The following is a 17,113-nucleotide window of genomic DNA, read 5'->3' on the forward strand; positions in this document are numbered from 1 at the left end:
CAGGGCCGCCGGTCAGGCCTCGGCGGTGTCGTCGTCCTCGGTGCCGACCTCGTCGGGCAGCTCCTCGAACTGCTCCTGGAGGTCCTCGACCTGCTCACGGTAGCGGTCGATCTGGTCGCCCAAGGCTTCCTCGAACTCCTCGGCCTGCTCCTCGAAGCGGCCACCGAGCTCCTCGGCCTGCTCGCTAACTTCGTCCTGTAGCTCCTCGAACTGGTCGATGAGGTCGTCGAGGGCGTCGACGGTCTGCTCTTCGACTGTCTCGTTGGCGTCGATCAGGACCTCGAACTGCTTGTCGATTATCTCGAGGGTCTGGTCGAGCTGTTCCTCGTAGAGGTCGAGCGTGTCCTCGTAGCTCTCGTCGATGTTGTCGAGTGCCTGCTCGTGCTGTTCCAGCAACTCCTCGAAGCCCTCGTCGACGGCCTCGCGGATGTCTTCGATTGTCTGTTCGCCCTGCTCGGGCGTGGCCGACTCGACGGTATCGAGCAGCTGGTCGATGGTGTCCTGCACGAACTTGACCGTGTCCTGCTGGGCCCTCTTCTGGTCGCCGATGGTGCCGTGGAGTGACTCGTTGGCCGCTTTCGGGACCTTGAGCGTCTGCTCGATGACGTCCTGGCCCGTCTCGATTGTCCGACGCTGCACCTCGAATATCGTACCGATTGGTGAGTTGTCTTCTTCGCTCATTGTTCTGCCTCCAGTCTGCCGCTGGGTGCCACTGGAATGTCGGACTGGTCTCACCGACAACGTCGCCACAGCGGACGTCCACCCTCTTACCCCCACAGAGACCTAAGGCGACGACCGGTCACCAGCTCACCCGACGTCGGCCGTTCCACGTCGTTGACGCCGACGGTCGCCCCGTGCGAGGTGGACACCACTCGACTCCACCGACCGCGTCCAACATTCACTATACACGAGCCAGTTCGTTTCTTTCCGGTATTTAGTTGATGGCATAAATGTGGGTCGAATTAAATACCCTGACAGAGGTATGCATACGCTGTTCCCGGACGTAGTTCCTTCGAAGGCATCGTTTCTGTCATCGGTCCCGCCGGTGAACCGTGACCGTGAGAGCTCCGTCGTCGACGGCAGCAATCAGCATCGTCACCTGTGTCGCTGGTGGTGCGCCAGTCGCGCTCCCAGGGTTGAGCAGTCTGACACCCCCCGTTACCGTGTCGAGGACTCTGTGAGTGTGGCCCGCGACGCCGACTGTCGGGCCGGGACCGGCGCGCTGCGTTACCGTCTCGGCGACCCGGTCCTCGTACCCGACCGGACTGCCCGTCCCGTGGGTGACGACGAACTCGACACCACCGAGCGTCACGGCCTCGACCGCGGGCAGTCCGAGTCCCACGTCCGTGTTCCCCGAGACAGCGGTTAGCCCGCTGGCGACGTCCTCAACGGTTGCGAGTGCTGCTGCGGAGTCGAAATCCCCTGCGTGGACCACGTGGTCCGCGTCCCGCAACCGGTCGCGCACCCAGTCGGGGATGCGGTCGATGCGGGAGGGAACGTGCGTGTCGCTGACGATGGCGACATCCATAGGTCGACTCGTGGGGCAACGAACAAAAACCGTCCAGTCGACCGCGGGTTTTTGGACGTTCCGACGCCACCCCGAGTATGGACGAGACGCCAATCGTCATCTGTTTCCTCCGTACCCGCGGCGAGGTCCTGCTGTGCCGGAGCGAGGCAGTCGGCTCCGAAACCGGCCACTGGGGTGGCATTACCGGCCACGTCGCTCGCGGGTCCGAACCGGCGACCGGCCCCGACTCGACACCGGCCGAGGCCGCTCGGCGTAAAATCGACGAGGAGACCGGCGTAGCCGACACGGCCGCGCTCGTCCGTCGCGGCGACCCTGTTCCGGTCGCGGACGCGGACATGGACCGGCGCTGGCTAGCCCACCCGTACCTGTTCGACTGCCCGTCGCGGAAGGTGACGCCCGACGACGAGACGACGGAGTACGAGTGGGTCCCGCCGACGGCCATCCTGCGTCGCCGGACGGCCCCGAAACTGTGGACCGCGTACGACCGGGTGCGTCCGACCGTCGACACCGTCGCCCAGGACCGCGACCACGGCGCGGCATATCTTTCCGTGCGCGCGCTCGAAGTCCTTCGCGACGCCGCCGCTCTCGCGGCCGAGCGTGACGCCGGCGACTGGGCTACCCTTGCCGACCGTGCCAAGGACCTGGTGGCTGTCCGTCCAGCGATGACCGTCGTCCGCAACCGCGTCAATCGCGTCATGCACGCCGCCGCCCGAACGCCGACCGCGGTCGAAGAAGCTACCCACGAAGGAATCGACACGGCACTGGCCGCGGACGGGGCCGCCGCGGACCGCGCCGCCGAACGGGTGGCGGGAGACAGGTTGGTGACGCTCTCGCGGTCGGGAACCGTCGAGCGCGCCCTCTCTTTGGCCGACCCCGAGCAGTTGCTGGTCGCGGAGTCCCGGCCGGGGGGAGAGGGGGTCGGCGTCGCCGAGCGGCGGGCCGCGGCGGCCGACGACGTGACACTGGCCCCGGACGCGGCGCTCCCGTGGCTGCTGGCCGACGGGAGTTACGACGCCGTCCTGGTCGGCGCCGACACCGTCCTCGCGGACGGGAGTGTGGTCAACAAGGTCGGGACGCGTGCGCTCGCGCTCGCGGCTACACGCGAAGACGTTCCTGTCTACGTCGTCGCGGCCCAGGACAAAGTGAGCCCCGAGCCCGACGCCGACCTCGAAACGGCCGACCCGGAGACGGTGTACGACGGTGGCGCAGCCCTCTCGGTGGCGGCCCCGCTGTTCGACGTGACGCCGCCTGACCTCGTTGCTGGTCTCGTCACCGAGGACGGTCCGCTCGACCCCGACGAGGCGGCGGCCGTCGCCGACGACCATCGCGAACTGGCCGGCTGGAACGCAAAGGCTTAGCCGGCCGGTCGGGTAGCGTCATCCGGGCGGCAGTGACGAAGGGTTACCCCCTCCGAGCCCCGTGTGACGAACCCGTTTCTCCGAGCCGCCCGTTCTAACCCGTCGAGTGAACTCGTTGACCGCGCTGCCATTGGTATGTGTATAAGGTGATACCGGCACCCCTCTCGCGTCCGGCGGTTTCACAGGTAAAAGGGAATATCTCTATATGTGGAGTGGACGTAAATAGGTGTACGGCTGGGCGGTTCGTGTGAGGGGAGTGAAGTCCGACCGGGTGCGTATCACTGACGATGACCGGGGCACCCGCGAGCACGAACCGCCGACCGGGAGTGAACTATGCTACAGCACGAACTGACGCCGAACACCGAGCGACTCGGGAGCGACCGTGAAACAGTGTCGACACACGTCACGTCCTGTCCGACCTGCGATGCAAGCGTCGTCGACGGCCAGGGGCTGCTCGCCTGCACCGACTGCGACTGGGCCGGTCTCGTCGACTGATTCGGTCGGTCACGACTCAGTCCATCGCAGAGTGGATGATCTGTGACTCGATACGGTTGAGATGTTCCCCGACGGTCCCGACGGTACAGTCACACACCTCGGCGATGTCCTCGTACGTTGCCTGCCGTGGGACCTCGTAGTAGCCCATCTCGACGGCTGCCTCTAGCACTTCTCGCTGACGGTTGGTCAGGCCAGCGATGGCGCGCCCGTCGTCGGGGTTGTACTCGCCCATCTGTGTGGCCTGTGCGTCGATGGTGTCGGGGACGCTCCGGAGTGCCTGCTGAATGTTGTCGTCACTCCCGATGACCGTCACGCGGAGATACCCTTCGCTGGTGAACCGCAGGGGCAACTCCAGGACGAGGCGGAACTTGTCGAGCAGTTTCAACAGTCCGACCGCCGGTTCGCGGCCGACGAAGTGGATGTAGGCGTAGTAGCCGTCCTCGTCGTTGCCGGGGATCAACTCCCAGTCGACGACGTCATCGACGGAACTCAGCACTTCCGCGGCGGCCTCCGGGTCGCCCCGGCCTCCGAGCAGGACGACGCCGGTGTCGTCCTCGAACAGATTGACGTACTTCATCTGCTCGAGTGTGATGTCCGGGTGTTGCCGCGCAGCGACCAGTGACGGATGGAAGTACCGGTCTGCGAGCGGGACGAGTGTGAAGGTAAAATACCGCATCATCGCTCCAGAATCCCCCTCTTCCTCCTCCTTTCCGCTCCGTTCGGCGGCGTGAACGTGACCGCCGGTCTGATGGACTGGTCGGCGAGCGATCGAACGTCGTGTAGCAGGTGTTTCGTAATCATCTCTCGGCGCTGCCCCCCCGTTAATGGGACGTAACTGTGCGGGACCGACCCCGTCTACGTCACAACAATTTATCTTCTGAACCCTTATTTTGCGGTGGTTGTATACTGGCGTATGGACGTAACAGAAATTTTCTCGTACATGCCGTTTACCAACCTGGTCGGTATCGAACTGACCGAGGCCGAGGACGGCTACGCCGAAGGACACGTCGAGATGCGCGAGGAACTCGCCTCAGTCCCCGGTGGCGACGTAGCCCACGGTGGCGTCACGTACTCGCTGGCAGACACCGCTGGCGGCGCGGCCGTCATCTCGCTTGTTCACGACGTGGCGCCGACCGTCGACATGCGAATGGATTATCTCGCACCGGCGACGGACGACCTCTTCGCCGAAGCGGAGGTCCTGCGGATGGGTGGGAGCGTCGCCGTCACCGACATCGATGTCTGGGACGCCGACGACCACCACGTCGCCTCGGCACGTGGCGTCTACAAGACCGGCGGCGACAGCGAGGGAACGCCCTGGGTCCGGAGCGGCGACGACGCATCCGAGGAAGCGCCGGACGGACCCGGCGACTAATCAGCGGAGCCGCCAGATTCCTTTCTCCGTGGCCCCACTCGACGTGAAGTCGAAGGCGAGGTACAGCGGGCCTTCGCCCGCGGCGACGACGTACGGAACTTCGCCCTCGACGTGCTCACCCGAGGGAACGTTCGGATTCAGCGGGAACGCGTCGTCGATCTGTTGCTGGACGCTCAGACTGAGCGGCCGTGGCGTCCCCCGCTCGCCAGTCAACAGCAACTGCCCAGTGAGACCGAGAAACGCCGTCCGGTCTTTGCCGTTGTCGACCCGGACCGTCGGGAGGTGGAACACCCGACCCTCGCCGGCTGTGGTCCCGCCGATACTGTCGGCGGTTCGCACCTCCGACACCGTCACCGTCAGCCCCGCCTCGGTGACGCTCGCGCCCACCTCGTTGACCGGGACGCGAAACGATTGCCGGAACCGCGACGCCGGCTGTCGAGGTTGCGCGGCGAGGTCGACCGTCACCTGCTCGAGGTCGGTCTCGACGGCGTCGACGTCGAAGACGAACGACCAGCCCTGGCTGCCAGCCGCCACCTCGAAGGCGACGAGCCCGCGGACGGTCTCACCCGGCACGAGCAGTCCGTCGGTGAACTGACTCCCCGTCTGTGAGACCAGCCTAATCCGTTCGCGTGTCGTCCCGTCGCTGGCCACTCGAAAGTCGGTCAGGTCCGTCATCTGTATCTCGGTGTCGCCCCGGTTTTTCATCGACAGGAGAACGACCAGGAACTCCTGCCCGCTCGGCGCCTCACCGCTGCGGGCGAGTTGTCGCTGGCGGCCGGCCCGCTCAACGAGGAACCCGACGGACTCGTCGAGGATCCGCTGGCCGACGACGGCCGACGGGCGTTCGCTGTCGAGTTCCGCCGCGTCACCGTCCTCGGTCGTCCGGCCATCGCGGGTCGGCACACCCGAGTCGATGGCTCCGCCCGGGACCGTCGGCTGTCCCGTGGGTGTCGTCGAGTCACTGCCGGAACAGCCAGCGAGTGTGAGACTACCCGTGGCAGCACCGATACGGAGAAACGTGCGTCGGGAAACGCCGGTGTCGGTCATGCCGGCGATGCTACGCCGACACACGGCATAAGCTTCCTGTCCGCCGGACGAGCGCTCGTCGCCCGCCGGTCCCATGCTCCGCGGTCGCGACTTTTAATCCCCCGCTGCAGACGCTCCACCGACGACCTCGTCCGGGACGGTTCCGTCGTCGTTCCAGCCGCGCTGGTCGTAGTAACTCGACAGTTCCTCCGAGAGCCCATCCAAGTCGTAAGGCAGCGCCTCGTCGTCGCTGCGGTCCCTGCCGCGCTCGTTGTGGAAGTGTCGCTCCATCTCGACGATTCGACTTCCCACGTCCATCAACTGCTCGTAGTCGGCCTGGAACACCTTCTCGTAGCGTTCGTCCTCCGTGTATGAGGAGGAGAACTGGCAGAGAACGCCGCTGTCCCGCACGGCCTTGAGGTTCTCCAGTTCGATGATCTTCTCGGACTTCCCCTCGACACCCTCTTTATCCATGGCCTCGTTGGGTGCGACGAGCGGATACTCGTAGTCGTAGGCGACCGAGTACATGTGGTCGGCCCCGCGGTTGGCGGTGGCGTAGGAGAGCCCCTGGCCATTGAGCGTGCGACCGTCGTGGGCGGCGAACTCCATGCCCTTCATCGTCCAGTTGTCCACTCCGAGTTCGTCGTGGATACGGTCGATTCCCTCCGCGAGCATATCGCCCTCGCCCTCGCGGCGGGCAATTTTCTCCACGAGCTCCAGCATCAGCTCTTCGTTGCCGAACTCGTCGTTGGCGGCGAGGTACGCCGCGACGGTGTCCCCACAGGAGATAGTGTCCAACCCATAGTGGTCACACAGTTCGTTGGCCTCCATGATGGTCCGGAAGTCGTCGACCAGCGCGTTCGACCCGAACGCCATCACCGTCTCCCACTCCGGCCCTTCCGTTGTGAACCCGTCCGACTCGTCTTTGGTCGGGAGCTTGCAGGCGAAGGCACAGGACGAGCAGGTTCCCTTCTTGTACTTGTGGTCGATGACCGCCGAGGACCCGATGTCTTCGAGTTTGTCGTAGGACAGTTCCTCGAAGTACTTCGTCGGGACGGCCTCGACGGCGTTGGCGAAGGAGGAAACCGACACCGTGCCGGCGTCTTTCATGGGGCTGTCGGAGGTCGCTGCCTCCTGGTGGATCGCCTGTGTCACCTCGTCGTCGAGTTCAATCTCCGGCCGGGAGTCGCCGTCGAAGGTGAGGAACTTCACGTTCTTCGAGCCGAGCACCGCGCCGAGTCCGCCGCGACCGAACGCCCGCGATTCGGAGGTGATGATAGAGGCAAAGCGGACCAAATTCTCGCCGGCCGGACCGGCGATGGCCGCGTGTTCGTTCGCGAGGTCGTGCTCCGAATCGAGGTAGTCGATGGTCTCGGGAATCGTTGCGCCCTCCAGGTCCGCGACCGGTTCGAAGGTGACACCCTCGTCGGTGACGTGGACGCCAACCAGTTCGTCGCTCGCGCCGGTGATCTCGACGGCGCCGTAGCCCGTGTCCGCGAACGGTCGGGACATGAACCCACCCGCGTTCGAGGACAGCAACCCGTCGGTCAGCGGCGAGAGCCCGGTGCAGTCCATCCGCCCGGTGAAGCTCATCGTCGACGACTGGAGTGGCCCCGTCGCGAAAAAGAGGCTGTTCTCCGGCCCGAACGGGTCCGCATCGAACGGAATCCGCTCGTGTGCCAGTTTCGTCCCCACACCGCGCCCACCGATGAACGACTCCAGCACGTCGTCGATAGCTTCCGTTTCGGTCTCCTGTTCGCCTACGTCTACGGTCAGTAGTGGACCTTTCCCGTGTATCATTGGATGTGGCAATGGCTGGCAGCCTAATAAATCAATAGCCACTGGACACGGATGGTTCTTACCGGGCTTTCCGAGCGGAAACCGAGTCTCCTGTTCGGGCTTACACTGGTCGGTCCAGATTTTCAGTCGTCGGTCACCGCGTCCATCGTCGTCTCCTTGTGCTCCTGGCTCATGCCGGAGACGAAGCCGACCCGGACGGCGTCGACGCCGTCGACCGCGGCGAAGGCGTCGACTTTCTCGCGGACCTGATCGGGTGTCCCGACCGCGGCCACACCGTCGAGCAACTCGTCCGGCAGAGCTGCGGCCATCGCCGCCGTGTCCCGGTTCTCCCACGCGGTGCGGATGTCCTCGACTACGTCCGGATACCCCTGTTCGGCGATGGAGTCGCCGTAGAAAGGGCCGTACGCGCCGATCAGGAACGCGACCATCTGCCGGGCCATCGTGCGGGCGGTTTCGCCGTCCTCGGTCGCACAGCAGCGGACGATGGGACTCACCCGCAGGCTCTCGGGGTCGCGGTTGCCCAGGTCGGCCCCGTGCCGGAGGTCGTCCATGCGCTCGTCCAGCCCCTCGACGGTGAACAGCTGAGGGACCCAGCCATCGGCGAAGCGGCCAGCGAGTTCGACGGCCTTGGGACCGAGCGCCGCCACGTCGATTTCGGGTGGATCACTCGGCACCGTCCCCTCGTAGCTCATCCCGCCGAGGTCGTAGCACTCGCCGTCGTAGTCCACGTCGTCGCCGGCACAGACCTGCCGGATCACGTCGATGGTCTCCCGGAGGCGGCGAAGCGGGCGGTCGAACGCCTGACCGTGCCAGCGTTCGGCGATGGCGGGCGAACTCGTGCCCAGACTCATCCGGAAGCGGCCGTCGCTCACGTCGTGCATCGTGAGCGCGGTCTGGCCCAACAGTGTGGGCGCACGCGAGTACGGGGAAATAACGTCGTCGGTGATGCCGATGTCGTCGGTGCGTTCGGCGATGACGGTGAGGACGGGAACGATGTTGTAGCCGGTCGTCTCGCCCATCGTGACGTGGCTGAACCCGTACGCCTCGGCGCGCTGGGCCTGTTCGGCCAGTGAATCGACGCTGTCGTGGTCGCGGCTCATCAACACGAGGTCGCAGGTCGGTGCGCTCATACCGGCTACTCTCCCGGTCGGCACTTAATTTTCAGTACATGGCGAGGTCCCAGTCGCGGCTGGCCCGCTCGCGACCAGCGAACAGCCACGCAGGAGAGCCTGGATGCGCCAGCGTTCGCTCACCCCGGGAGTGCGACCCGGATGCAACTCGCTGGTCGCCCCGACGAGCAGCAACGCTTCGACCAACGTCAGGAGACAGACGCGCCCGAGCAGTCGTAGCCCGGAACCGAGCGACTGGACTGACTCTTTCGGACGCCACTGGCAGATCGGACGGAACGAAATCGCAGAACGGCTCGGCTATTCGGGTTCACCGGCCATCCAGAAGCGGTCGTCCGCTCACCGCATCTCGGCCAGCGAGACGAGGCGTTCGGACTGGAGCCACCGGGCGGTGTCCTCACGGTCGTAGACGACGAGGGCGTCACCCGCGGTGAACTGTCTGTATCTGGTCTGCGGTTCGTCGCAGTCGTCTGCGGAGTCCGTTTCAGGGTGTGTCATCCTCGACTCGTACTCGGCGTCCCAGCTACGTATAAACCCGATACCGTACTGTTGATTACAGCTCATTTAACACGCGTTCGGTGCTGAACTCACCGCTGAACCGTCCGAAACGTCGTAAAACGCCGTGAAACGTCGTCAGTGCTCCCGGTGAATCGGTACAACCGCCGGACAGCGACCCAGCCGTCAGTCGTGGTTGCACATCTGCATCGCCTCCCGGACGGCCTCGCGTTTACCCAGCAGGGTCACCCGGTCGCCGGACTCGATGACGAAGTCCGGGTCGGGGACCTGGACCTCGCCGCCCCGGTCGATCAGCGCGATGAGACAGGTGTCGGGCAGTTCGGGACCGACCTCTTTGACCGTCCGGTCTACGAGCTCTCCGGAGGTGACCTCGACCTCCTGCACGTCGCCTTCGCGGCCGATGTCGGTCATCCAGTGAGCTAGCGCGGGGCGTTCGATCTGATTGTCCATCGCCCACGCGGTTGCCATGGCAGAGGAGATGGTCCGGACGCCCAACTCCTCGAAGGCCTCGACGTTATCGGGGTTGTTCGCGCGCGCGATCACCCGGTCGGTGTCGAACTTCGAACTCGACAGCTGGGCGATCAGCAGGTTCGCGTCGTCGTCCCCGGTGGCGGCGACGATGGTCTTGGCGTTCGCGCCGCCGGCTTCCCGGAGTGTGTCGGTATCGGTGCCGTCGCCCCGGATCACGGAGTACCCCTCGTTGCGGGCGCGTTCGATCACCTGTTCCTCTTCCTCGACGATCACGACGTTTTCGCCGCGATCCTCGAGACGTTCGGCCAGTGCACGGCCGACCTGACCGCCGCCGACGATGATGACTCGCATTGGTATCACATCCAGGTATTCCGCGATGTAGCGTGCGAAGCCGCCCTCGAGGGCGACCGTCGCGAAGATGACTAGAAAGACCGTCCCGACGAGCAGTTGCGCCTGATTGTCGAAGGTCGCTGCCTCGGTACAGAGAGTCGCGACTTCCGAGCCCCCCGCCGCGTTGGCACAGGCGGTCGCCGCGTCGGTGCCGGCGATTTCGGCCGCCTCGGTCCGGAGTTCGCTCGCGTGGCTCTGCAACTCGACGGCAAACAGCGTCGCGACCGACGCCGGAATGATGCCGCGTGGGCCGACGAAACTGATGAACAGTTTCTCCGGTCGCGTGAAGCGGTCGCCCCGGGCCGAGACGAACACCAGCAGCGGACGGATCACGAAAATGACCACCGCGACGACCGCGATCCCCGGCAGTCCGAGCTGGACCAGGTCCGCAATCTCTAGCAGTGCGGCCAGCGCGATGAAAACGAACGAGAGTACGAGAAGCGTCACGTCGCCTTTGAACGCCTCAATTTCGTCCTCGTACGGTACGTCGAGATTTCCGAGCATCAGCCCGGCGGTGGCGACCGCGGCGACGCCGGCCTCGCTGGCGATAGTGTCGGCGGCCGCGAAAGCGACGAGCGCGCCAGCGAAGGTTAGCAGTCGCGCGTTCCGCGGTGCGTTCCCCGGTGAGAGATCGACGTATCGAAGCAGGTAGTAGACGATTACCGCGACCGTCAGACCGACGACGATGCCGATTCCGAGCCGGGAGACGAACTCCCGGAGGAAGGCCTGGCCGGACTCGTCCCGGAGGATGACGACCTCGAAGATGACGACAGCGATAATCGCCGCCGACACGTCGTTGATAATTCCCTCTGTTTCGAGTGCGGTGGCCACCCTGTCCCGCACGGGGACGACCTGCAGAATCGGAGTGATGACCGTCGGCCCGGTCGCGACCAGTAGCGCGCCGATCAGAAACGAGAGGTCCCACGGCTGATTCAGAGCGAACCTGATCGTCGCGGCCGTTCCCAGCAACGCGGTGGCAGCCCCGACCGTCACGAGTCGAACCGTCGCCGCCGGAGCCTCTCTGATGCGCTCGATACGGAGATTGAAAGCACCCTCGAAGACGATGATGGCGACCGAGAGGCCGACGATGGCCGGCAGCGCGTCGCCGAACGTCGCCGCAGAGAGAACCCGGCCCCCAAACAGGAGCCCCGACAGCGGCCCGAGCACCAGCCCTGCGGAGATGAGAAAAATGATACTGGGGACCTGAAACCGGGCTGCGAGTAGCTGCGCACCGACGCCGAGCCCGATGATAGCGGCCACCAGTGGAATTACTTCGCCTGTAGCCACGCCCAAACCTCCATGCACCCAGGCCGATGAGCGCACGGTTCTTAAACGCACCCACTCGCCGCTGTCGGAACCGCCGCCCGACGAGCGGACAACTAAACGACCTGTGCGGTGTCTCGTGTCACCCGGCGAGCCCCGCCACGTCCCGACAGGCACGACAGTATCGGTGACGATAATTTTACCCGGATTTATTTATAACGCCCCGTATCAAAACACGATAATGAGCTTTGTGAGCCGTGTCTCGGCGCTCTTCCGGTCCGATTCCGACGATACGGACGACGAAGCGGGGGCCGGCGAGACGGCGGGGCGTGCGGAACCGACGGATGGGGACCCGGCGGCCGGCGTGAATGAACGGGCCGACGAGACAGACGTAGCGTCAGGGAACGGACCGGCGGACGCGCCGAGTGTAGACGAGACCGACAGCGGTGTTGGAGACGAGTTGGGTACCGATAGCGCGGACGACGCCAAGCAGTTCGTGTTCGGCGATGCCGCCGACGCGGAGTCGTCCGACTCGGGCGGTGACGCCACGAACGAGGAGAGCGACTCCTCGCCGGTCCCACGTTCCGACGGTGGCACGCAGGCCGCACAGGCACCCATCGAAGCGACGGCACGGGAGTTCCGGGACGCGATGCAGGCGGCCGCGGACGGGGACCTCGACCAGCGTCTCGACACCGACCGCGAGAACGAGGCCATGGCCGACGCCGCGGCCGCGTTCAACGAGATGCTCGACGACCTCTCGGAGACGATTGGCGAACTCGACGAGTTCGCCGACGAGGTCGACGACAAAACCGAGGAGATGAGCGCGGCGACGCGGGAGGTCCGGGACGCCAGCGAGGACGTCGACTCCTCCATGGACGAGATTACGGACAACGCCGCGGAACAGGAGGAACTCCTCGAGCGCGTCGCGGACGAGATGACCGACCTCTCGGCCACGGTCGAGGAGATTGCGTCCTCGGCCGACGAGGTAGCGTCGATCTCCCAGGAGGCAGCCGAACACGGCCAGAAAGGCCGGACCGCCGCGAACGAGGCCCTCGACGAGATGGACGACATCGAGTCACACGCCGACACCACCATCGAGCAGGTCACCTCGCTCGAATCCCAGATCGAGGAGATCGGTGGCGTCGTCGAGGTAATCGACGACATCGCCGATCAGACGAGTATCCTCGCGCTGAACGCCTCCATCGAGGCTGCACGCGCCGGCGAGGCAGGCGAGGGGTTCGCCGTCGTCGCCGACGAGGTCAAACAACTGGCCGAGGAGGCGGGCCAGGCCACCGAGGAGATCAGCACGATGATCGAGGACGTACAGGACGAGACAGGTGAAGCCGTCGACGGAGTTCGAGAGATGGGCAACCGTGTCTCGACGGGGACGGAGACGGTCGAAGACGCGCTCTCGGCCCTCGACGAAATCGCCGACCGCGTCGAGGAGGCCAACGACGGCGTCCAGTCGATCAACGCCGCCACCGACGAACAGGCCGCGAGCACCGAGGAGGTCGTCGCGATGGTCGAGGACGTGGCGGAGTTGAGCGAGGAAACCGCCGCGGAAGTCGGCGACGTTTCCAAGGCGACCGGGACCCAGACCACGATGCTCTCGGAGGTGGCCGTCCAGATGGACCGACTGGCAGACCAGGCCAACACGCTCCGGGACCTGCTGGCAGGCTACGAAGACGAGAGTGACGGCGACGACGACCTGTCGTGGGACGACGCGCAGGTCCACGACGGTACCGACGAGCAGAGCGACCGCGGCGACGACGACCTGTCGTGGGACGACGCGAAGGTCCACGACGGCGCTGGCGCTGATGCGAACGGTGAGGGCGACGACGACGATGGCGACGACCTGTCGTGGGACGACGCGAAGGTCCACGACGGTCGGTGAACCGCGCAGTTTTGAGTTCTGATAATCTGCCGGTAACTTTGATATTACTGTGTGCAGACAACATTCCACATGGCAGATTGGAGTGTCGACGTTGACGAAGCACAAAACAGGCTGTATATCGAACTCGCCGGGAGCCACGACCCGGAGATGGCCAAAGAATCGTCGGAGGCGGTCAAGGCGGGCGCCGAACGACTCGACCCTGGATTCGAGGTCATCTCCGACATCTCGGAGTTCGTTCCGGGCGATCAGGAGGCGGTCCAGTACATCGAGGAGGGAAAAAAGGCTGTCCGAGAGAACGGTGCCGCCGCCGCCGTCCGTGTTCTGGGCGAGGGGTCGGCGACCGGGCAGATGCACTTCGAGCGCGTCGGCGAGGACGAAGAGGAGTACGCTGTCGCCGTGGCCGACACCGTCGAACAGGCCGAGAAACTCCTCGAGAAGCGCGCGGCCTCGCAGTGAGTCGGTTCGCTGCGACGCCGACTCACAGGTATCAAACCTGAAAACCACGCGGCAATTCTTATTATCGATAGAGAACGACACGCGTACATGGCGAACTGGGACGTGACAGTCGACGAGGCGAAACAGCGTGTCTACCTGAAACTTGGCAGCGGACTCACCGTCGAACAGCAGTCGGCGGCCTCCGACGCCTGCATCGAGGCGGCGAAGCAACTCGACGACGGGTTCGACCTGGTCAACGATATGCGGACGTTCGAGCCGACGAGCGAGGAGGCACTGGAGGAAGTCGAACGGGGGAAACGCGGCCTCGCGGAGAACGGTATGGGGGCCGCAGTTCGCGTCGTCGCCGAGTCGACGGTCACCCAGATGCAGTTCGACCGGGCCGGCGAGGACGTCGAAGACTACGAACTCGCGAAGGCCGAGTCCGTCGAGGAGGCCGAGAAACTGCTGGACAAGCGCCGCGAGCAGGCCCCGCAGTAACCGGTAACCGGCCACCGGTCGGGCCCGCTCCGCGGTCAGCGTCGAAAACACCGTGGCGATTCTGAAGCAACAGCGGGCACGACTCCAGGTCTGACATCCTCCCCGGTCTAAAGGGCGAGGATTCCCGACCGCGTTGGGATACTAAGATTCGCGGTTAGCAACCTGTTCTCGTGGGGCGAAACAGCCCTCACTACGGTCGAACAAGTGAACCGCCGGCTGTGCCAACCAGCCGTTATCCCTATCACCGCCGTCCGTGGCGAGACTCGGGAGTACCTTTTGCCGAATATTCTCCGCACCATTCACGTCCGCGTTCGCAACCGTATCGCACTCCTCACACACGTACAACCCGCGTTCAACACGCTGTTTGTCGTCCGTATGGCCGCACGTCGAATACGACTTCGACGTATCGCATTCCGACACCAACTCCACGGCTATACCCTCGGCTTCCGCCTTGTAGTCGAGAATCGTTGTGAAACGGTTGAACGCCCACCCGTGCAAGTCGAGATTACCGTGGTCGCCCCAGTTACGGGATTCGCCACTCTCGTCGTCTTCTCGGATGCCGCCGAGGTCGCCAACGACAAGCGTCCCGACACCTCCTTCGACACACTCCTCCACGATTGCTTTCGAGAGGGAGTGCAAGAAGTGCGTCCGGCGACCCGTTCGCTTGCGGTCAAGACGAGTGGCCTCACGGGACGAGGACTCGTCGCACTTGGCTTTCTTCTTCCTGAAGTAGTAGTCGTCTTCTTTGAGTCCGCCACCGGGATACAACACCGATTCCCCGCCGAACGAGACGGCGGCGAAGTTGCATATCCCGAGGTCAACACCGGCCACTTCTTCGCCCGGTGGTTCCGGGTCGATGGTGGTGCGACAGACGAATTGCAATCGCCACTCGTCGCGCTTGTAGACGGCGCGAACCTGTTGAATGTCCCACTCTATCAGGTCAATATCCGGGCGAGTCTGGTACTCGCACAGGATGAAGTCTGAACGGTGTTCCTTGAGGTTGCGACCTTTTGAGAGGCGAACGCGGGTGAACTGTGCGTCGTGCTTGAAGCCAGCCGCTTTGAACGATACGGTTGAACGTGGGTGGGAGTCTCCGTGTTTGCGGTAGCCGGGCGGTCGGGCACGGTCGTCGCCGTTCCGACGCTTGCCGAACCAGCCGTTGAACGCTTCAGCGAGTTCTTCGAGAACGCGCTGACTGGATTGAGAATGTAACTCCGTATAACGTTCGTGGTCTTTGAGTTCGGCTTCGAGTTCCCCGTCATCGGGAATCTCGCCCGTTTCGTCCCACTGTTCTTGTGCGTAGTAGCGACCGACGTTCCAGAGTTTTGAGGCGGCCCATCCGAGTTGGTCGAGGTCGTCACGAACCTGCCGCTGGCTCGTTATCGTGGCCTCGAAGGTTCGGACGGTTCGACTCATTTTCTGGCTTCATAACTGGTTATGAACGTCACTCTGTCAGTAGTGTCGGTTGGCGTGGAATATCCGGCCTTGCCATCGGCGGTGGATTGTGTAGGAGTTGTCGGCTGTATCCCCGCCCTGAAGGGCGCGGGGTTTTAGCCTTGCAACTTCCATAATCGCCCGAAACGTGGAACAACGGGGAGAGACAGTACGCAACCCCACACTGGCCGCTGTTCTCGCCACGGAGCAACGTGCTCCGGCCGCCGACGCCTGTGAACGGGCCGCCAAGCGGATCGCTGTGAGGGTCGGTCTGGTCAACGACACGCGGACGTTTAGACCCGGTGGCGGGGACGCCATGGAGGAAACCGAGCGTAGCAAACGCGCGCTGGAAGGCGGCACGGCGGCGGTCCGGGTCGTCGCGGCGTCCACGATGGGGCAGATGCAGTTCGACCGTACTGGTGAGGGCGAAGTGGAGGACGCCGTCGCGAAAGCCGACTCCGTCGAGGAAGCAGAGAAACTGCTCGATCAACGCCGGTCCGCCCTGTCACTCCTCGCGTCGGTCGAGGTACGTCAGGACCCCGCGCGTGTTCATCCGCTCCTCTGCGGCCGCTTTCCGGTCTCCCCACACGTCGGTCATCGACGTGTGGTCACCGAAGTACTCGACTACGGCGTCGTCGTCACCGAGTTCGTCGCGTTTCTCCGCGACCGCTCCGACCCACTCGCTCAGCGTGTCGGCGTACTCGCGCACTCTGTCGTCGGCCGTCGCCGGACCGAAGTGGGCGTAACAGAGAACCGCGGGGTCGCAGTCCAGAACGGTGCGGAGGTCCGCGAGACACCCCTCCAGGTCGAAGTTCGGCGGCGGCGTCGTCTGTCGAACGCTGTCGCGCCCGGGGACGTAGATACCCGCCGCATCGGCGGTGAACACGACCGATTCGTCCGCGAGTTCGAAGACGACCTGGTGTGGCGCGTGCCCGGGCGTGTGGTGGGCTCGGAGTTCTCGGTCGCCGAGACCGACGGTGTCACCGCCGGAAATCTCACGGATTCGTCCCTCGGGGACCGGCTTCGGGTCCGCGTAGAACTCCCACTGGTCACCGACGGCCTGTTTGGTGCCCGCGACCAGCCGCGAGGGGTCGACCAGGTGACGTGCGCCCTGTTCGTGAACCACCACGTCGGCGTTCGGACAGGCGTCAGCGAGATAGCCCGCGCCGCCGGCGTGGTCGAGGTGGACGTGTGTCAACGCGATCGTCCTCAGGTCCTCGGGTGCGATTCCTCGCTCGGCCAACCCGTTGAGGACCGCCTCGTGGTTGGTACCGATGCCCGAGTCGACGATGGCCGGTTCGTCGCCCTCGACTACGTACACCGCGCCGTACTCCGCAGTGTCGTACATTCCCGTATCGACGTAGGAGACGCCGTCGACGCCGCCGACGGCCACCTCGAAGGAGTCGCCGATTGCCATAGCGACAGTCTGACGCCCGCGGTTCAAAGCCGTTCCGGCAGTCGAGTGCCGTGGTAACCCGTCTCTCGCCATCTTTATGCCTCTACCCG

General features: G+C 64.7%; 16 protein-coding genes. 6 read left to right on the plus strand and 10 right to left on the minus strand.

What is annotated here, in order from left to right; genetic code table 11:
* Positions 1 to 12: 12 nt before the first annotated feature.
* On the minus strand, positions 13 to 681 hold the full coding sequence (locus Q0964_RS13545; RefSeq protein ID WP_299268565.1) for a hypothetical protein: 669 nt from the start codon (positions 679 to 681) through the stop codon (positions 13 to 15).
* A 349-nt stretch (positions 682 to 1,030) separates the two neighbouring features.
* Positions 1,031 to 1,528, minus strand: a complete 498-nt coding sequence (locus Q0964_RS13550; protein ID WP_299268568.1) for a metallophosphoesterase family protein — start codon at positions 1,526 to 1,528, stop codon at positions 1,031 to 1,033.
* Between the two features lie 77 nt (positions 1,529 to 1,605).
* On the opposite strand from Q0964_RS13550, the gene Q0964_RS13555 reads away from it, so the two are divergent.
* Positions 1,606 to 2,886 carry an eIF2B alpha/beta/delta subunit family protein gene (locus Q0964_RS13555; protein ID WP_299268570.1) on the plus strand — a complete coding sequence of 427 codons (1,281 nt, stop codon included), beginning with the start codon at positions 1,606 to 1,608 and terminating at the stop codon, positions 2,884 to 2,886.
* A 333-nt stretch (positions 2,887 to 3,219) separates the two neighbouring features.
* Complete coding sequence (locus Q0964_RS13560) at positions 3,220 to 3,381, plus strand: hypothetical protein (protein WP_299268572.1); 162 nt, start codon at positions 3,220 to 3,222, stop codon at positions 3,379 to 3,381.
* A 16-nt stretch (positions 3,382 to 3,397) separates the two neighbouring features.
* On the opposite strand, the gene Q0964_RS13565 is transcribed toward Q0964_RS13560, so the two are convergent.
* On the minus strand, positions 3,398 to 4,057 hold the full coding sequence (locus tag Q0964_RS13565) for a helix-turn-helix domain-containing protein (protein ID WP_299268574.1): 660 nt from the start codon (positions 4,055 to 4,057) through the stop codon (positions 3,398 to 3,400).
* A gap of 237 nt (positions 4,058 to 4,294) precedes the next feature.
* Here Q0964_RS13565 and Q0964_RS13570 point away from each other — a divergent pair, with 237 nt between their 5' ends.
* Positions 4,295 to 4,753 carry a PaaI family thioesterase gene (locus Q0964_RS13570; protein ID WP_299268576.1) on the plus strand — a complete coding sequence of 153 codons (459 nt, stop codon included), beginning with the start codon at positions 4,295 to 4,297 and terminating at the stop codon, positions 4,751 to 4,753.
* Here the strand turns inward: Q0964_RS13570 and Q0964_RS13575 are convergent, their stop codons facing one another.
* From Q0964_RS13575 to Q0964_RS13595, 5 genes are all read right to left on the minus strand, one after another.
* Positions 4,754 to 5,800 (minus strand): DUF4352 domain-containing protein, encoded by a 1,047-nt coding sequence (locus tag Q0964_RS13575; protein WP_299268578.1) that lies wholly within the window; start codon positions 5,798 to 5,800, stop codon positions 4,754 to 4,756. It abuts the gene before it with no gap.
* Positions 5,801 to 5,893: 93 nt separating this feature from the next.
* Positions 5,894 to 7,579, minus strand: coding sequence for an aldehyde ferredoxin oxidoreductase C-terminal domain-containing protein (locus Q0964_RS13580; protein ID WP_299268580.1), 1,686 nt, complete (start codon positions 7,577 to 7,579; stop codon positions 5,894 to 5,896).
* Between the two features lie 122 nt (positions 7,580 to 7,701).
* The gene (locus Q0964_RS13585; RefSeq protein ID WP_299268583.1) at positions 7,702 to 8,709 is read right to left on the minus strand and encodes a TIGR04024 family LLM class F420-dependent oxidoreductase; all 1,008 of its coding nucleotides are present in this window, start codon (positions 8,707 to 8,709) and stop codon (positions 7,702 to 7,704) included.
* A 336-nt stretch (positions 8,710 to 9,045) separates the two neighbouring features.
* A complete protein-coding gene (locus tag Q0964_RS13590; RefSeq protein ID WP_299268585.1) occupies positions 9,046 to 9,204 on the minus strand; it encodes a DUF7331 family protein in 159 nt (52 codons plus the stop codon).
* Positions 9,205 to 9,387: 183 nt separating this feature from the next.
* The gene (locus Q0964_RS13595) at positions 9,388 to 11,376 is read right to left on the minus strand and encodes an NAD-binding protein (protein ID WP_299268587.1); all 1,989 of its coding nucleotides are present in this window, start codon (positions 11,374 to 11,376) and stop codon (positions 9,388 to 9,390) included.
* 211 nt (positions 11,377 to 11,587) lie between these two features.
* Here Q0964_RS13595 and Q0964_RS13600 point away from each other — a divergent pair, with 211 nt between their 5' ends.
* The 3 genes from Q0964_RS13600 to Q0964_RS13610 all read left to right on the plus strand — a co-directional run bounded on the left by Q0964_RS13600 (position 11,588) and on the right by Q0964_RS13610 (position 14,173).
* Complete coding sequence (locus Q0964_RS13600; protein WP_299268589.1) at positions 11,588 to 13,240, plus strand: methyl-accepting chemotaxis protein; 1,653 nt, start codon at positions 11,588 to 11,590, stop codon at positions 13,238 to 13,240.
* A gap of 69 nt (positions 13,241 to 13,309) precedes the next feature.
* On the plus strand, positions 13,310 to 13,696 hold the full coding sequence (locus Q0964_RS13605; RefSeq protein ID WP_299268590.1) for a hypothetical protein: 387 nt from the start codon (positions 13,310 to 13,312) through the stop codon (positions 13,694 to 13,696).
* A gap of 87 nt (positions 13,697 to 13,783) precedes the next feature.
* Complete coding sequence (locus tag Q0964_RS13610; protein WP_299268591.1) at positions 13,784 to 14,173, plus strand: hypothetical protein; 390 nt, start codon at positions 13,784 to 13,786, stop codon at positions 14,171 to 14,173.
* Between the two features lie 141 nt (positions 14,174 to 14,314).
* Here the strand turns inward: Q0964_RS13610 and Q0964_RS13615 are convergent, their stop codons facing one another.
* On the minus strand, positions 14,315 to 15,589 hold the full coding sequence (locus tag Q0964_RS13615) for an RNA-guided endonuclease InsQ/TnpB family protein (RefSeq protein ID WP_299268592.1): 1,275 nt from the start codon (positions 15,587 to 15,589) through the stop codon (positions 14,315 to 14,317).
* Positions 15,590 to 16,112: 523 nt separating this feature from the next.
* Complete coding sequence (locus tag Q0964_RS13620; RefSeq protein WP_299268594.1) at positions 16,113 to 17,024, minus strand: MBL fold metallo-hydrolase; 912 nt, start codon at positions 17,022 to 17,024, stop codon at positions 16,113 to 16,115.
* Positions 17,025 to 17,113: the final 89 nt, after the last annotated feature.

The sequence above is a fragment of the Halorientalis sp. genome (assembly GCF_028275115.1).
Taxonomy (GTDB): domain Archaea; phylum Halobacteriota; class Halobacteria; order Halobacteriales; family Haloarculaceae; genus Halorientalis.

Bases quoted from the DNA above. Each gene is read 5' to 3' on its own strand.
- Q0964_RS13545 (WP_299268565.1), bottom strand. From the start codon at position 681: ATGAGCGAAGAAGACAACTCACCAATCGGTACGATATTCGAGGTGCAG.
- Q0964_RS13550 (WP_299268568.1), bottom strand. From the start codon at position 1,528: ATGGATGTCGCCATCGTCAGCGACACGCACGTTCCCTCCCGCATCGAC.
- Q0964_RS13555 (WP_299268570.1), top strand. From the start codon at position 1,606: ATGGACGAGACGCCAATCGTCATCTGTTTCCTCCGTACCCGCGGCGAG.
- Q0964_RS13560 (WP_299268572.1), top strand. From the start codon at position 3,220: ATGCTACAGCACGAACTGACGCCGAACACCGAGCGACTCGGGAGCGAC.
- Q0964_RS13565 (WP_299268574.1), bottom strand. From the start codon at position 4,057: ATGCGGTATTTTACCTTCACACTCGTCCCGCTCGCAGACCGGTACTTC.
- Q0964_RS13570 (WP_299268576.1), top strand. From the start codon at position 4,295: ATGGACGTAACAGAAATTTTCTCGTACATGCCGTTTACCAACCTGGTC.
- Q0964_RS13575 (WP_299268578.1), bottom strand. From the start codon at position 5,800: ATGACCGACACCGGCGTTTCCCGACGCACGTTTCTCCGTATCGGTGCT.
- Q0964_RS13580 (WP_299268580.1), bottom strand. From the start codon at position 7,579: ATGATACACGGGAAAGGTCCACTACTGACCGTAGACGTAGGCGAACAG.
- Q0964_RS13585 (WP_299268583.1), bottom strand. From the start codon at position 8,709: ATGAGCGCACCGACCTGCGACCTCGTGTTGATGAGCCGCGACCACGAC.
- Q0964_RS13590 (WP_299268585.1), bottom strand. From the start codon at position 9,204: ATGACACACCCTGAAACGGACTCCGCAGACGACTGCGACGAACCGCAG.
- Q0964_RS13600 (WP_299268589.1), top strand. From the start codon at position 11,588: ATGAGCTTTGTGAGCCGTGTCTCGGCGCTCTTCCGGTCCGATTCCGAC.
- Q0964_RS13605 (WP_299268590.1), top strand. From the start codon at position 13,310: ATGGCAGATTGGAGTGTCGACGTTGACGAAGCACAAAACAGGCTGTAT.
- Q0964_RS13610 (WP_299268591.1), top strand. From the start codon at position 13,784: ATGGCGAACTGGGACGTGACAGTCGACGAGGCGAAACAGCGTGTCTAC.
- Q0964_RS13615 (WP_299268592.1), bottom strand. From the start codon at position 15,589: ATGAGTCGAACCGTCCGAACCTTCGAGGCCACGATAACGAGCCAGCGG.
- Q0964_RS13620 (WP_299268594.1), bottom strand. From the start codon at position 17,024: ATGGCAATCGGCGACTCCTTCGAGGTGGCCGTCGGCGGCGTCGACGGC.